The organism is Methanofastidiosum sp. (genome assembly GCA_013178285.1).
GTDB lineage: Archaea > Methanobacteriota_B > Thermococci > Methanofastidiosales > Methanofastidiosaceae > Methanofastidiosum.
Genome location: JABLXD010000012.1, coordinates 41,231 through 54,707 on the forward strand (window position 1 = coordinate 41,231; position 13,477 = coordinate 54,707).

Annotated in this window: 16 protein-coding genes; 3 read left to right on the forward strand and 13 right to left on the reverse strand. The window is 32.9% G+C overall.

The window, feature by feature from the left end; genetic code table 11:
- Nucleotides 1-4 precede the first annotated feature (4 nt).
- Together HPY60_05485 and HPY60_05490 are read right to left on the reverse strand one after the other, a co-directional pair.
- A complete protein-coding gene (locus HPY60_05485; protein NPV50632.1) occupies nucleotides 5-1,495 on the reverse strand; it encodes a phenylalanine--tRNA ligase subunit alpha in 1,491 nt (496 codons plus the stop codon).
- 5 nt (nucleotides 1,496-1,500) lie between these two features.
- A complete protein-coding gene (locus HPY60_05490; protein NPV50633.1) occupies nucleotides 1,501-2,010 on the reverse strand; it encodes a hypothetical protein in 510 nt (169 codons plus the stop codon).
- A 129-nt stretch (nucleotides 2,011-2,139) separates the two neighbouring features.
- Here HPY60_05490 and mcrC point away from each other — a divergent pair, with 129 nt between their 5' ends.
- Both mcrC and HPY60_05500 read left to right on the forward strand, forming a co-directional pair.
- Nucleotides 2,140-2,742: a methyl-coenzyme M reductase I operon protein C gene (mcrC, locus tag HPY60_05495; GenBank protein ID NPV50634.1), complete on the forward strand. Its 603-nt coding sequence runs from the start codon at nucleotides 2,140-2,142 to the stop codon at nucleotides 2,740-2,742.
- A complete protein-coding gene (locus tag HPY60_05500; protein ID NPV50635.1) occupies nucleotides 2,723-3,523 on the forward strand; it encodes a cation-translocating P-type ATPase in 801 nt (266 codons plus the stop codon). Before mcrC ends, HPY60_05500 begins: the two co-directional genes overlap by 20 nt.
- Here HPY60_05500 and HPY60_05505 read toward each other — a convergent pair.
- The 10 genes from HPY60_05505 to HPY60_05550 form a co-directional block, all read right to left on the reverse strand.
- Nucleotides 3,520-4,518, reverse strand: a complete 999-nt coding sequence (locus HPY60_05505) for a flap endonuclease-1 (protein NPV50636.1) — start codon at nucleotides 4,516-4,518, stop codon at nucleotides 3,520-3,522. The genes HPY60_05500 and HPY60_05505 overlap by 4 nt on opposite strands.
- 4 nt (nucleotides 4,519-4,522) lie before the next feature.
- A complete protein-coding gene (locus tag HPY60_05510) occupies nucleotides 4,523-4,699 on the reverse strand; it encodes a DNA-directed RNA polymerase subunit K (GenBank protein NPV50637.1) in 177 nt (58 codons plus the stop codon).
- Between the two features lie 76 nt (nucleotides 4,700-4,775).
- Nucleotides 4,776-5,186: a helix-turn-helix transcriptional regulator gene (locus HPY60_05515; GenBank protein ID NPV50638.1), complete on the reverse strand. Its 411-nt coding sequence runs from the start codon at nucleotides 5,184-5,186 to the stop codon at nucleotides 4,776-4,778.
- A gap of 463 nt (nucleotides 5,187-5,649) precedes the next feature.
- A complete protein-coding gene (locus HPY60_05520) occupies nucleotides 5,650-6,078 on the reverse strand; it encodes a UPF0179 family protein (protein ID NPV50639.1) in 429 nt (142 codons plus the stop codon).
- Complete coding sequence (locus HPY60_05525; protein NPV50640.1) at nucleotides 6,075-7,103, reverse strand: NAD(P)-dependent glycerol-1-phosphate dehydrogenase; 1,029 nt, start codon at nucleotides 7,101-7,103, stop codon at nucleotides 6,075-6,077. The genes HPY60_05520 and HPY60_05525 overlap by 4 nt, the downstream gene beginning before the upstream one ends.
- Nucleotides 7,104-7,153: 50 nt before the next feature.
- On the reverse strand, nucleotides 7,154-7,978 hold the full coding sequence (locus HPY60_05530) for a DUF63 family protein (GenBank protein ID NPV50641.1): 825 nt from the start codon (nucleotides 7,976-7,978) through the stop codon (nucleotides 7,154-7,156).
- Between the two features lie 31 nt (nucleotides 7,979-8,009).
- Nucleotides 8,010-10,100: a hypothetical protein gene (locus tag HPY60_05535; GenBank protein ID NPV50642.1), complete on the reverse strand. Its 2,091-nt coding sequence runs from the start codon at nucleotides 10,098-10,100 to the stop codon at nucleotides 8,010-8,012.
- The gene (locus HPY60_05540) at nucleotides 10,100-10,648 is read right to left on the reverse strand and encodes a carbonate dehydratase (GenBank protein ID NPV50643.1); all 549 of its coding nucleotides are present in this window, start codon (nucleotides 10,646-10,648) and stop codon (nucleotides 10,100-10,102) included. Before HPY60_05540 ends, HPY60_05535 begins: the two co-directional genes overlap by 1 nt.
- Before the next feature lie 5 nt (nucleotides 10,649-10,653).
- Nucleotides 10,654-11,724 (reverse strand): hydrogenase formation protein HypD, encoded by a 1,071-nt coding sequence (gene hypD, locus HPY60_05545; GenBank protein NPV50644.1) that lies wholly within the window; start codon nucleotides 11,722-11,724, stop codon nucleotides 10,654-10,656.
- Entirely contained in the window at nucleotides 11,724-11,948 is a 225-nt protein-coding gene (locus HPY60_05550; protein ID NPV50645.1) for a HypC/HybG/HupF family hydrogenase formation chaperone, read from the reverse strand. Before HPY60_05550 ends, hypD begins: the two co-directional genes overlap by 1 nt.
- A 271-nt stretch (nucleotides 11,949-12,219) precedes the next feature.
- On the opposite strand from HPY60_05550, the gene HPY60_05555 reads away from it, so the two are divergent.
- Nucleotides 12,220-12,903, forward strand: coding sequence for a peroxiredoxin (locus HPY60_05555; protein ID NPV50646.1), 684 nt, complete (start codon nucleotides 12,220-12,222; stop codon nucleotides 12,901-12,903).
- 30 nt (nucleotides 12,904-12,933) lie between these two features.
- Here the strand turns inward: HPY60_05555 and HPY60_05560 are convergent, their stop codons facing one another.
- On the reverse strand, nucleotides 12,934-13,416 hold the full coding sequence (locus tag HPY60_05560) for a hypothetical protein (protein NPV50647.1): 483 nt from the start codon (nucleotides 13,414-13,416) through the stop codon (nucleotides 12,934-12,936).
- Nucleotides 13,417-13,477: the final 61 nt, after the last annotated feature.

Below are 13,477 nucleotides of genomic sequence, written 5' to 3' on the forward strand. Positions count from 1 at the left end.
CTTATCATCCTTTTATCCAAATAGGTAATTTTTTCATCATTTCAAGATCATTCATATATTTTTGCCTGATATCTGTCAATCCGTAATAGTCCATTATGAGTCTTCCAAATCCTGGGCCCCATGCAAGCACTGGTATGTCCTTACCCAAGAGAGGAACTACTACTTCAGGTCTGAAAATTCCTGCGCCTAAAAGTTCTACCCACTCACCTTTGTCTTTATTATAAATATCAACTTCTATACTTGGTTCTGTGTAAGGGAAGTATGCAGGTCTAAATCTTATTTTAGAGTGTCCCATTTTATTTAAGAAGCGTTTAAGGTAACCAAGTAAATGCTTAAAGTTTGCATCTTCATCAACAACTATTCCATCAGTCTGATAAAATTCAAAGAGGTGCTTCCAGTCAAGTTTTTCATTTCTAAAAACCTTGCCGACTGAGAAAAATTTTGCAGGTAAATCTTCAGGTTTTAAACTACTAAGAGTCCTTACAGATAAGGAAGTGGTATGAGTTCTTAAGACGTATTCTTCGCTAATTCTTTTGTTCCAGTCATAACCCCAACCTTTTGAACCTATGTTGCCTCCATGTTCATGCATTGAACAAATTTTATCTAATAATTTTGGATCAATTGCACCATACCTTGGAGAATCTATAAAGAAGGTATCTTGCATATCTCTAGCGGGATGGTCTTGAGGTTGAAATAATGCGTCAAAAACCCAAAAAGAGGTATCGATCATTGGCCCAGACATTTCTTTGAATCCCATTTCTAGCCATATCTTCCTAATATATTCTATTGCTTGATTTACAAAATGCTTTCTCGAAGGATAAACTACTTTGACATTTGAAGTAACATCGAATCTCTTTAAAGCTATGTCTCTCCAACTTTGATTTTTTAGCATTTCAGGAGTTAATTCTGAAACTTCTTCAGTTATCTCTATACCCTTAGATACTTCACTTTTGCCCAATTCGGTAAGATGTACTTTCCTGATAGTATCTATTTTCTTCTCGACAAGTTTTCTTTTAATTAGAATATTTACTAGATTATCATTAACTTTTTTATTATTTGATATATCTTCTAAAGCATTCTCTTCGGGAGTTTTTTCATTTAAAGCGATTTTTCCTTTGTCTGTTAGAGAAAATGACAGGGAATCATTAATTTTCTCAATGGATATCCAGCCATTTCTTCTAGCCATCCCTATTGCAATATTTCTTTCTTCTTCGGAAAGCCCAATTTCATTTAATGAGATTTTATCGTTTATACTCCTGACAAATATTTTTTCAATAAGTCCTTTTTCAATACTTTTCTTCCCTTCTTTTGACAAGACTAAATTAGAAACAGCTTTTTCATCGACAATAACTAGATTTTTACTTGATAAATAAAGGAGCGTTCTCATAACTGCAACTTCAGGCAGATTTGAAATACTTGCTATTTCTTCTGGGTTTGATTCTCCTTTTAAACTACCGAGTGTCTTTAGAATAATCTTCTCTTGCTTTGAAAGCATCGAATTCACTTCTTAATCTTCTTAAACTCAATAACACATGGGCCACCGTTTTTGAATTGTGGTTTATATTCCCACTTTTTTGATTCCCCTGGCTTTGAGTTTTCTATTGCTCCGATAATGGCCATTGCTCTTAAACAAGCTAGTTTTTCTATTTTATCATCAGTAACAAGCATATTACAATGTTCATTGTAAGGACATTTTTGAACAGTGTATATAAAATTCTCACTGTCACCTTTGATTTCATGATCTTTTCTTTCCATGAAACCAGTTTTAGAAACTTCTTCTACATACATTTTAGCAGCATCAAAACCTTCAAGATCATATTTAAACTCTGCTCCGAGTTCTTTCCATTTGGCTATAAAAGGTCGAAGAGAAATAATAATCCATTGCCTATAAAATGCTTCAGGTTTTCCAAAAAAACTGTTTGCCGTTTTTTCGATTCCATAAACCCATGCATTCATTACAGTCATTACAGCATCTATTTTTTTCCTCTCATCTTTACATTCTTCAGGCAAAAAACCACCTTCTAATCTGCATAAAGGACGATTAGTCGTTTATAAATCTTTTCTAATAATAATTCAAAAAATAGAGTATTGACAGTAAAGTTTTAAAATAATAAATTAAACTGTTGTATAGTTGATTCTATGATCGGAAGGAATACCCATATGGTCCAATGTAGGATGGGCGGGGGCATGGGCCTTGGAGGTGGACTTGCCCAAAGGGGAACTTTTGCGGATGCAGGTAGAGATATTATAGCAATAGCAATGAGCCCTGGAAGGAGGCATATTACAAAACCAATATGCGAGATAACATATGCAATGAGAGAAGCAGGAATTAAGACAAGTGTTATGGTGTTAAATGCGGGCAATGGTGTTCCTCCTGAAGCTCCATCTTCTGGAGTTAGTGTTTTATTTGGAATCGAAGAAAAAGAAGTTGAAATATTACACGAATTTAAATTAGCAATAATTCATCTTGGGAATATTAGAACTCATGTTGTTTACAAATCCAAATTTATTCTAGATCTTGTTCCAATTGATGCAATAGTTGCATGTCAAGCCCCTGTTACGTTTGAAGATTTTGAAAAGATAGGTGTAAAGACTGTTAACAATGAAAATGGAACTACAAAGGGAAGAGTAGTAGATATAGTTAGTGGAATAATTAGAGGGCAAAGCTGCCCTCAAGAAAAACTTGATGAAATTATTTCAAAAGTAAAAATAAACGTTCACCATGATAGCAATAGTATTTGATAAATCGGGAACACTTGTTGATACGAAGAGAGTATCAAAAGATTTGGAAAAAAACGAGTTTATTTACCACAAATCTTGTATAGAACTAATTGAAGATGATCCAAATCTTTTCCTTGTAACTATAGCCACAGACCCAAGACTTACTTTTTTACAAGAAGACCCTAAAAAAAACCTTGGCCAATCAATAAGAGAACAAAAATTAGGCTTTGAAGTTGTTTTTAAGGGATCGACTGCCGTTATTGATAAAAATAAAATACTTGAATGGTCAGAAAAGATAACTATCGAAGAAGTTAATGAAACTATAAAAAAATTAAAAAAAGAATTTGATATTTGTACCTTAGTTGGATGCGGAGTTGTTGTTGATTCAAAAAAAGAAATGATAACATATATAGTCGCTTCATCTGGAAAAATTAAGGACGGAGTCTTTGAATTATTTGATTTTCTTCAATCAGAAGGTATGGATGTATATCTTGCGACTGGAGATAATCCTTGTTCTGTTTACCCACTAGCAAAAAGGCTTGGAATAGTTGATAACTTTGTTTTCCCTCAGGTGGATCCCGACGGAAAGAAGAAGATTATATCAAATCTAAAAAAGACTTATGAACAGGTTATAATGGTCGGCGACGATATTAATGATAAAGGTGCTTTTGAAGAAGCCGATGTGAGTTTCTTAATACTAGAAAGTGAATCTAAGAGAAAAAATGAATTGAAAACAATAGTTGATTATACTATCAGCGAACCTCTAGAGATCAAAAATATATTAAAGAGATTTAAGATTTAGAAATACATATCAAGAGTTTTCTGCTTCAAAGTATTTTCTAGAGAAAAATCAATTCTTTCTATCCCTTTTTCTACCCTAAGTTCAGAAAACTCATATTTGTCGCATAATAATTTTATAATTCTATCTTTATCTGATTTTTCAAATGAAATATTATAGTTATCCGTGACTTCTGGGTTTAAAAATAGATTAATAATTTGGTCAAATTCTCCATATTCACCAAATTTCCCATCTTTTACAATTTCAATTGCTTTTTTAGGCCCAATTCCTTTTACCCCTCCAGGGTTATAATCCGTTCCAATAAGTATTGCAACTTCAATCAATTGCTTTCTCGAAAGATTTAGATTATTTAAAACACCTTGGTTATCTATAATTTCAGGAACGACATCTACAAATAGATCCTTTCCAGGAATCTTTCTTTTTCCAGATATCGTTAGATTTCTTACCAATGTAGGAGCTCCAAAGAGAATTGAATCGTAATCTTGCGATGCAGAGAGATCGGCATCTCCTTTTAATACTACATATGCGGCCTGAGCTTCTCCTTCTGAGGGTGCTTCAATATAAGGTATCCCCATTGAAGTTAATAATTCTTTAGAACTAGTAATCATATCTCCTTTCAAAGAGGAGGTCATCTGGGAATATTTTTTCGCTTCTTTAAAATCCCCTCTTGATTTAGCATCAATATATTTTTCTCTCGCTTCTTCTTTAATTTCTTTTCTTTTTTCAATTGTTTGAAATTTAAGTTCAGGAGGTTTTCCATCGAAAACATAAATTGGTCTAATTCCCTGTTCAATAAAATTAACGCTTCTGTAGAAAAGTCCTGATAAATGAGATGTTACGTCTCCTTTTGAATTCTTCAGAGGGGTACCATCCCTTTGCCTTATTATTGCTAAAAATTGGTAAAGTGCATTATAGGCATCAATTGCCACACTTTTACCCTTTAAATCAGAGATATCAATTTTCTTCTTGGGAACTATTTCGCCCAGATTTACGCCCATAAGGCTAATCCCTTACAACTGTTATCGGAATTACTCCATTCTTCATTTCTTCTTGTGCTATTCTAATAGGGTCAAGAATAGATGTTTCAATTAATATGGGTGCACCTAAGGATATTTGAAGGGCTCTGGCCCCAATAATTCTGACTTTTTCATATTTAGTATAATTCAACGACTCCACCATTTCTGAATGAATATAAAGGGATTATAAATTTTATTGTTATAAATAAAATTGGAGCAGATTTCTTGCAAGAAAAAGTTTATTTACCTACCGTATTTTCCCCTTTTTTTATCTTGTCGATTGTATCGTTGAATAGTTTAATGAACTTTTCTCTATCTTCGGCATTATAGGTTTGCATTATACTAATATGTATAGTGAGAATTTTCTCCAACACTTTAATGTGCTCATCTGCAGTTTTAATTGATTCTATCAAGTCTCTAGTTTTTCGGAGAAGAACATGCTGTGCATATGAGAGCTTTGTTGCAACAAAATAAACTTTTGCCATACCAATTCTTCTATAGTCAACTAATCCTATTGCCCTCATTATTTCAAGATACTTTACAGCGGTGGCCCTAGACATATTAAGATTATCAGCAATCTCTGAAGGAGTAGCACCTATTTTCACACCTTTAAGATACTCTATAATGGCCTCTTCGGCATTTTCTTCCATTGATGCTCACCATCATTATCTCTAACGTTAATATATATAAATGTTACTACTATCAGTATTCAAAAAAAGAGAATAATTTTAAAGCAATAATAAAAATATACCAGACCATTGAATTTTATTTGTTATGTTAATGATAAATAAGAATTAAATTCAAGGTGAATTAAGTATATACTATTATTAATTTTATTAACTAATAAATTCTTATTTGATTATAGTATTCCCTCTAATAATACAAGTTAAAGTTCAACCATGTTGGTTATGAACATTAATATTCATAATTAAAAAAATATATTAAAATATTATAATTCAACAAATAGAAAAATTTATATACTATTGCTTTACAATAATAATTAAGAGTGGTAAAAATGAAAAAGAAAACTAAATCTGTTATGCCAATAGCAATAATGATCCCAATAATAGTATTAGATATCCTATTTAGAGGAGAAAAATCTAGATCTAGTTACTAATCTTTTCTTTTCAGGATTACTCTTTGGATATTATTGCCTATAGGACATTCAAGTTTCTCTTTGATTGCAATAATGTGAAATTTATCGCCAATGTTTATACCATCTGGGATACATAAATCATGGTATTGGCATCTTTCATCACAAGAGAATGAGAATATTCCTGTTGCACCTTCAATTGCAAACTTTTTAGGGATTGCCGCTTCAATTTGAGATTCTTTTACTTCAACTATTTTAACGCCTGAATCGTGAATTTTACAAGGGTGTTCAATATTTCTTACTGAAAAAACAGTATATATCCTTCCAGGCTTCAAATTTTCAACACATGTCTTGAAAAATCTGCACTCTTTGCATTCATCACCCCCCTTCCCAGCTACAAAAGAAAATCCTGGCTTTGCAAGATTTTTGGGCAGGAGGGTAAGTATCAATCTATAACCCCCGTTACTTTGGCAAGTTTAGTAGCTGCTCTTTCAGTAAGCCCACTTTCCCCAAGTATTGTGTACCTGTCTCTAATTTTATGCGCCATTGTTAAAGCTTTTATAATTTCCTTATCAGAAATCCCAAGTTCTTGAGCATTTGTTGGTGCCTTTATTTTTTCTAAAGCTTCCTTGATTGTTTTGTATTTGTCCTCTCTATGAAGGTACATTGTCATTATAGATCCAACTCCGCATTGCTCGCCATGCATTGCAGGCTTTTCTGCAACCATGTCAAGTGCATGTGCAAATGCATGTTCTGCTCCGGATGCAGGTCTGGAGGAGCCTGCAATACTCATAGCTACACCAGAAGATATAAGTCCTTTCAGAACTTTTCTTGCCGATTCTTCCAATCCCTCTTTTATAACATCGGCATTGTCAATTGTCACCTTTGCGCTCATAGAGGATAATGATGCTGCATGTTCGCTATAATATTCACCTTTCAGTTTATGTGCAAGTTGCCAGTCCAAAACAGCAGTATAATTTGATATGAGATCTGCACACCCTGAAGCAATGAAACGATAGGGGGCTTGAGATACTATCTTTGTGTCTGCTATTATTGCAATAGGAGGTTGCGCTTCAATTGATAATTTCTTTTCGCCATCTCTAATTGATGCTCTAGAGGAAGCTATTCCATCATGAGAAGCTACAGTTGGATAGCTAATAAACGGTATAGAAATATTAAATGATGCCAACTTCCCAACATCTATAACTGACCCGCCACCTATTGAAACAACTATATCGTATTTTCCTTTTTTCAAAAGATCAGCAACTAAATCTACTTCTGCCATTGTAGCAGTTTTCACTTCGTGGTGGTCACAATTTAAGTCGTCAGATACTTTTTTCCCAACAATCCCTCTTGTAATTGAATCATCAAGGACGACAGGATTTTTATATCCTAATTTCTCAACAGTTGTTTTAACTGAACTCCAAAGGTCTGAGCCCATTACAACCATTCTTGAAAGATTAATTATGTGAATAGGATTTTCCATAAGAATAACTCTTTGATACTATTAATAAGTCTTTTGAATCAAAAAAGGGATGGTAAAAGAGCATTTCTAAATCCAGGGCCAAATCCAAGTATGAAGATTAATACTTTAATAGATAAGTAAAAGTTATTCATCATCAAATTTGTAAGCTTAAATTTATATTTAAAAATTGAAACTTCTTTTTCCTTAAAGTTTTTTCTTTCTTCTTTGTATAAGGTATCAAGTAAGTAAATTACAACAAGGATCAATATTAATTTTAAGGGTATCATAACTAAAGCGGTACCGGAAAGATTAATTAAAAAAAGAGGCAACAAGTGTTCTTCTCCAAAGCCATAATAATCAATTGCAATAAATGTAGCACACCCGTCAAGCAAATGGCCAAATAGTATTGCAGTGTTCTCAAACTCTTTAAGAGGTTTATAAAATAAAGTCGATAAAAAGTATACTGCTAATGTTATCCCTAAAGCCATAGATATAGGAACTAATATTCTCAAAGGATAGTTAAAAAAAGGAACTAAGTTTACTAAAAAATAGATCATTCCAATAATTCCAACTGTGAAAGGAAGTTTCCAATAGGCCACAATATTTCTCTTTTCAAGTTCAAATCCAACTAATATCATGGAAAATGCAAGAATGAAGGTTACTATATACACTCCAGGAGTAATATTCCAGAATTTTGATCTTTCGTAAAATCCGACATCTGCCAATACCCTAAGGGCTACTGCCATTATCATATAAGGTGAAATCGCAATTATGAAAGTCTTATCGATTTTTATTTTGTTGAAAAGAAACTTTAATGCAAAAGCCAATAAGACTAAAAGAATTCCTATATAGATAACATAGTCTTGAGGCTGATAAACTCCCATGAAAAAACACGAACTTATTTAATTAAAAAGGTTATGGTTTTTGTCTTAGAACCTCGACCATTTTTTGATATATTTCTTTTTCTTTTCCCTCGGTTGTTTTGGAAAGTCTTTCAACAATTAATTCAGGGGTACTTTTTCCAGCTTTATAGAATACTGGTTGTCTATCCACAATTAGCTCTAAGGATTCATCCAATCCTTTTGCTTCTATACCATCTACCCTCATATCTTCAGGTAACTTTCCCTCTATTGATTTGATAGAGGATAAAATATCTTCCCCAAGATGTGTAACGATAACACACAAAGTATTCGAACTTCTTAAGAAATTTAGAAATGTACCGATTATTCTAGCCGCAGAACCGGGTTCAGTAATTGCTTCGAGTTCATCAATCAATAATAATCTCTTTTTTTCCTCAATTGCTAATGGTACTAGTCTTTTAAGGCTAGTTTCAAATGCCCCTCTTGATTCACCCCTATGTTTTGATAAGAATCCGACCTCATCAAAAATAGAAGTATATGAATTATCGGCAGGCACTAAAAATCCCATTTGAAAAAGAATCTGGATAGTAAGTATAAGTTTCAAAAGGGTAGTTTTGCCTCCTGAGTTGGCACCTGTTAGTATTATCACATTTTCATTTCCGCCAATGGAATCTTCCGTTGTACCAACCTTATATGTAATGGGGATGGAATTTTGAATTAGCACATTTTTACCATTTCTAAAACTTAGGCCTTTATCAGATATTTTGGGCATCGAGAGATTATTTTCAACTGCAAATCTTCCCATTGCTACAAAAAAATCAATATCATAACATTCTTCAACTCTCTGAATTAAAAACTCCCAAAGTTCTGCTATATCCATCATTTCTTTCTTAATTTCAAATTCTCTCTTAGATATTTCCTTGCGAATATTTTCTTTAATTTCAAATAGCTCATTTCTGTTTGCCTCTATCGGAAATGATACCTCTTCCGGGAAAAGCTCTGAAACATCTAGCCCGGTTTTATTATTCAGCTCGTCAATTGATTCCTTTAGGATTTTTCTATATGCGTCCTCAAGTTGTTTTGGGATATAACTCTGAAAAGCTTTCAGAGGGTCGGAATGTTTTATATCAGAAAGCATTGACAATATATCTTTGCCTGCTATACCGATATCCTGATTTTCAATAATTTTAGAGAATCTCTCGTTGATTTCCTTCTCTTTTGTTTTTACCATTTCCTCAAGATTCAATGCTCCCTTTAGTTTGGTTAGTCTCTCGTCTGGAAAATTACCTTTAGAAAACGATTCAACAGTATCGGAAATCTTTTGAAGTTTTTGAACATAATCATCTAATTGTGCACCATCGTCAGCAGCTATCCCCCTACTGTTTTTGATTTGGTAGAGTACTTTGTACATTTCAAGTATCATTTTTATTTTATGGGCATTTTCAATAAAGCGTTCAATGTATATTTCAGGAACAATATCTCGGATAGAAAAATCATCGATATTTATTGAGAAATCAGATATTTCCGAAAGTGTGTCATAAAGTTTGGAATCTTTTCCGTATAGATAAAATATCAAAGGGTAATCTTCTCTAACGCCCCTTGTTTCATGGGGTGAAGAAACATAGATAGAATCGTAATATTCTGATTTAGTCTTAGATGAAATTTCCTCATCGTCAGTTATTAAAACTCTGTCTCTGAATTTTTTTAGAGAAGGGATCTTTAAATCAGAGATACCTTCAAGAAATACTAAAATATTGTCAATTTCTTCTTTAGTTAAACTCTGAACAAAGTTTTTTGCTTTGTTACAATAGTTTAATCTTTTTAATATTAATTCTTTATCCCTTAAGGGCATGTAAAGATAAAATCTATTCCTTGACCTCTCAGTTTTTGGGTAAGACACCAATATGGAAATTATTTCTTCATATATTTCCCAAGCATCACCAAAAAGTATATCTTCATACTTTTTGCCGGTCTTTGCTTCAAATGTTTCTTTTTGTATTTGCAATACCTTCTTTTTACCAAATCCTGGAATTTTCAATAATTTTTCAAGCTCTAGTTTTTCTATAATGCTGGTTAATTCATCTTCATTGTAGTATTCTAAAGCTTTTTCAAGACCTTTCTCTCCCAGTATTTGGCAAACATCCATTAAAGTCTGTACCCCCTTGCGAATTCACCATTTACACTTAGTACTCCTTCATTAAATTTGAATAAGTCTTTATTTGAATTTTGTAGTTTGTCAGCTTTTTCTTGTTCAGTTATTACGGCCCCATGAGGAACTAATTTATTATCTCCAATTTTTACTCCAACGACTATTGCACCGTGCCCAATGAAGCATTCTTTTCCAATTTGTGAACTATGAATTACTGCCCTAAATCCAACAAAAGAATTATCCCCAATTTTAGTAGGCCCGTGGATAACTGCACCATGTGCTATTGAAGTTTTCTTCCCAATTTCAACGGAAGTATGCTCTAAAGCATGAACGATGACTCCATCTTGTAAATTGCTTTCATCTCCGATAACTATAGGAGTTCCTTCATCTGCTCTTAATGAAACAAAAGGTGCAACATATACTCCTTTTCCTATTCTGACATCCCCTATAACTGAGGACATCTCATCACAGAAACTTTCTTTATCTATATTTGGATATCTACATTCCTTATTAAAAGAACAAGATGGATTTTCTTTTATTGTCATATTTTTCACCTGAAAGATTTTTCATATTTAAAAGATATATAACATGCCCCTTCTCTTGAAACCATACATGGGCCTTTTGGAGTTTGAGGCGTACATATATTTCCAAATAATTTACATTCCTTGGGGGTTTTTTCTGCTCTTAAAACTTCCGGACAACTACAGCCTTTTTCTTCAGGTATGTCTTCTATTCCAATATTAAATTCTTTGTACGCATCTTTGTTAGAAAATTCATTTTTTAAGGATAGACCAGAACCGGGTATTACTGGAAATCCCCTCCATCGAATGTCACAAGGTTCAAATACTTTTTCCATCAATTTTTGTGCTTTAGTGTTACCTTCTGTTCTAACTCCACGAATATATTCATTTTCAACTTCTGCTCTTTTTTCTTTAATTTGTTTTAATAAAAGGTAGATTCCCATAAGGATATCATTTGGTTCAAAGCCACATATCACCTGGGGAACATTAAATTTTTTAGATATAGGTTCATAAGGTTTAGTTCCAATTATTGTAGAAACATGACCCGGATCGATAAACCCTGAAAGATTAATTTTACCGCTACTTAACAATAAATCCATTGCAGGAGGGATAACTCTGTGTGCAGATAAAACAAAAAAATTATCTGGAGAATTAAGAACCGCAACTGCAGTTGTAGGGCAAGTTGTTTCAAATCCGATAGCAAAATGAACTATTTTTTTATTAGGATTTGATATGGCAAGATTAATTGAATCGTTAATGCTATAGACTAATCTAATATCAAGCCCAGCAGCTTTTGCATCTGAAAGTGATCTCTTAGAAGGCACCCGTATCATATCGCCATAAGTAGTTACAATTGCACCTTTTTCAGCTATTTTTACTGCGGCCTCTATTTCTCCTTGTGTCGTGACGCAAACTGGGCATCCTGGTCCCGAAACAACTTGAACATTTTCTGGTAATAAAGCTCTTATGCCATAATGGGTAATCACATGCTCATGTGTCCCACATACATGGCAGAGATTTACATCCCCTACATCTTTGGATATTTCAGATATTTTTCTTATTATCGTATCTGAAGCACTTCGATCCTTATATAAATCCACTAATAATCCTCCTCACTTTTAAGGAGTTCTTTCCAGATATTAAGAGATTCAAGAGCATCTTTCTCATCCATCTTCTCAATGGCAAAACCTGTGTGAACAATAACATAATCGCCAATTTTTACATCTACAAGATCCAATCTAACTTCTCTTTTAACCCCGTTAAAATCAACTATTCCAACGGTGTTTTTAATTTCTAAAACTTTACCTGGAACTGCTAGACACATGATTTTACCATATTATATTGATTAAAAAGTCTTTCTTTTATACAACTTTATAATTTTACTAATGTTATATAAATTAGATAATTAATATTTTTTCTTTTCTAAGTAAATTAGCATAAATCTAAAATTCTTTAATTAATACTTATTATTACATAAAAAATAATATTATTTATACTATTTCTGACTATAGCTATATTTCAAAATGTATAAAGTTATATATATTTGATTCCCAAAAGGTATAGCAACATAAAAAATATGTTGAGTTGGTGAATATATGGAAGAAGAAGGTAAAGAACCGATAAGCATGCCATTAATAGGGGATGACGCCCCTAAGTTTAAAGCAAAAACAACAATGGGGGAAATTAATTTCCCAGAAGATTACAAAGGCAAGTGGGTAATACTTTTCAGCCATCCAGCAGATTTTACACCTGTATGCACAACTGAATTTATGACTTTTGCATCAATGCAAAAAGAGTTTCAGGATTTAAATTGTGAATTAATAGGATTGTCAATTGATAGCATTTATGCACATATAGCCTGGCTAAGAACTATAAAAGAAAAGATTGAGTATAAAGGAATGAAAAACATAGAAGTGACATTTCCCGTAATAGAAGACATACGTATGGATGTTGCAAAGAAATTTGGGATGGTCCAACCAAATGCGTCTACTACACAGGCAGTTAGAGCAGTATTTTTGATAGATACAAAAGCAAAAATAAGGGCAATTCTTTACTATCCACTATCAAATGGAAGAAACATGCAAGAAATTAAGAGGTTACTTATAGCAATGCAGAAGTCAGACAAGGAACAAATAGCAACACCTGCCAACTGGCAACCGGGTGACGATGTAATAATTCCTCCTCCTGGTTCATGCGGAATGGCAAAGGAAAGAGTAGAAAAAAAGGAAGAAGGGAAATACTGTCTTGACTGGTTTATTTGTTTTAGGAAAGAAAAATAATTTAAATTATTTTTTTTATTTAAATATTGATTAAACTTCTGCAAAAGTAACAACGTAATTGTGGCCATAGTATTCCGCACATTTTGGGCATGTGGTAAAATAAAAGTAATATTTCTTAGCTTTTTTTCCTTTGTTCTCAAGGTATCTATTCATTTCTTTTATCCATTTAGGAACATCTTTATATGGGCCATCGAAAACTTTGCTTATGAAAGTTCCACTTAATCTAACATTTTTTACATTTGGAACTTCTTTCGTAACAGTCATGTAAAGCTCCGAAATCCATGGAGAAGGGTCATAAGCCAACAACAAGAAATCCTTAATTTCAGGTCCTGCTTGAGCCTCTTGTGCTTTGTTCCACATACTTGTTATGACATCACTAATGTTAAGAGGCTTATGCAAAATCTGCCTAACATTATCCTGAATGAACAGTTTATCCTTCCATTTATGCGTTTTCTCATCCCATTCTTTAGGATCAAACTTTGGGCAACATGGAGCTTCATTTGTATTTGTCATGAACTATAATAAGGGCATTATTATTTAAATTTTTATTGTATAATTTGGAGTATACTAAATT

Coding starts and splice junctions, on each gene's coding strand:
- HPY60_05555 (NPV50646.1), top strand. CDS start 12,220: ATGGAAGAAGAAGGTAAAGAACCGATAAGCATGCCATTAATAGGGGAT.
- HPY60_05505 (NPV50636.1), bottom strand. CDS start 4,518: ATGGGCGTAAATCTGGGCGAAATAGTTCCCAAGAAGAAAATTGATATC.
- mcrC (NPV50634.1), top strand. CDS start 2,140: ATGATCGGAAGGAATACCCATATGGTCCAATGTAGGATGGGCGGGGGC.
- HPY60_05500 (NPV50635.1), top strand. CDS start 2,723: ATGATAGCAATAGTATTTGATAAATCGGGAACACTTGTTGATACGAAG.
- HPY60_05510 (NPV50637.1), bottom strand. CDS start 4,699: ATGGTGGAGTCGTTGAATTATACTAAATATGAAAAAGTCAGAATTATT.
- HPY60_05540 (NPV50643.1), bottom strand. CDS start 10,648: ATGACAATAAAAGAAAATCCATCTTGTTCTTTTAATAAGGAATGTAGA.
- HPY60_05535 (NPV50642.1), bottom strand. CDS start 10,100: ATGGATGTTTGCCAAATACTGGGAGAGAAAGGTCTTGAAAAAGCTTTA.
- HPY60_05560 (NPV50647.1), bottom strand. CDS start 13,416: ATGACAAATACAAATGAAGCTCCATGTTGCCCAAAGTTTGATCCTAAA.
- HPY60_05530 (NPV50641.1), bottom strand. CDS start 7,978: ATGGGAGTTTATCAGCCTCAAGACTATGTTATCTATATAGGAATTCTT.
- HPY60_05485 (NPV50632.1), bottom strand. CDS start 1,495: ATGCTTTCAAAGCAAGAGAAGATTATTCTAAAGACACTCGGTAGTTTA.
- HPY60_05515 (NPV50638.1), bottom strand. CDS start 5,186: ATGGAAGAAAATGCCGAAGAGGCCATTATAGAGTATCTTAAAGGTGTG.
- HPY60_05550 (NPV50645.1), bottom strand. CDS start 11,948: ATGTGTCTAGCAGTTCCAGGTAAAGTTTTAGAAATTAAAAACACCGTT.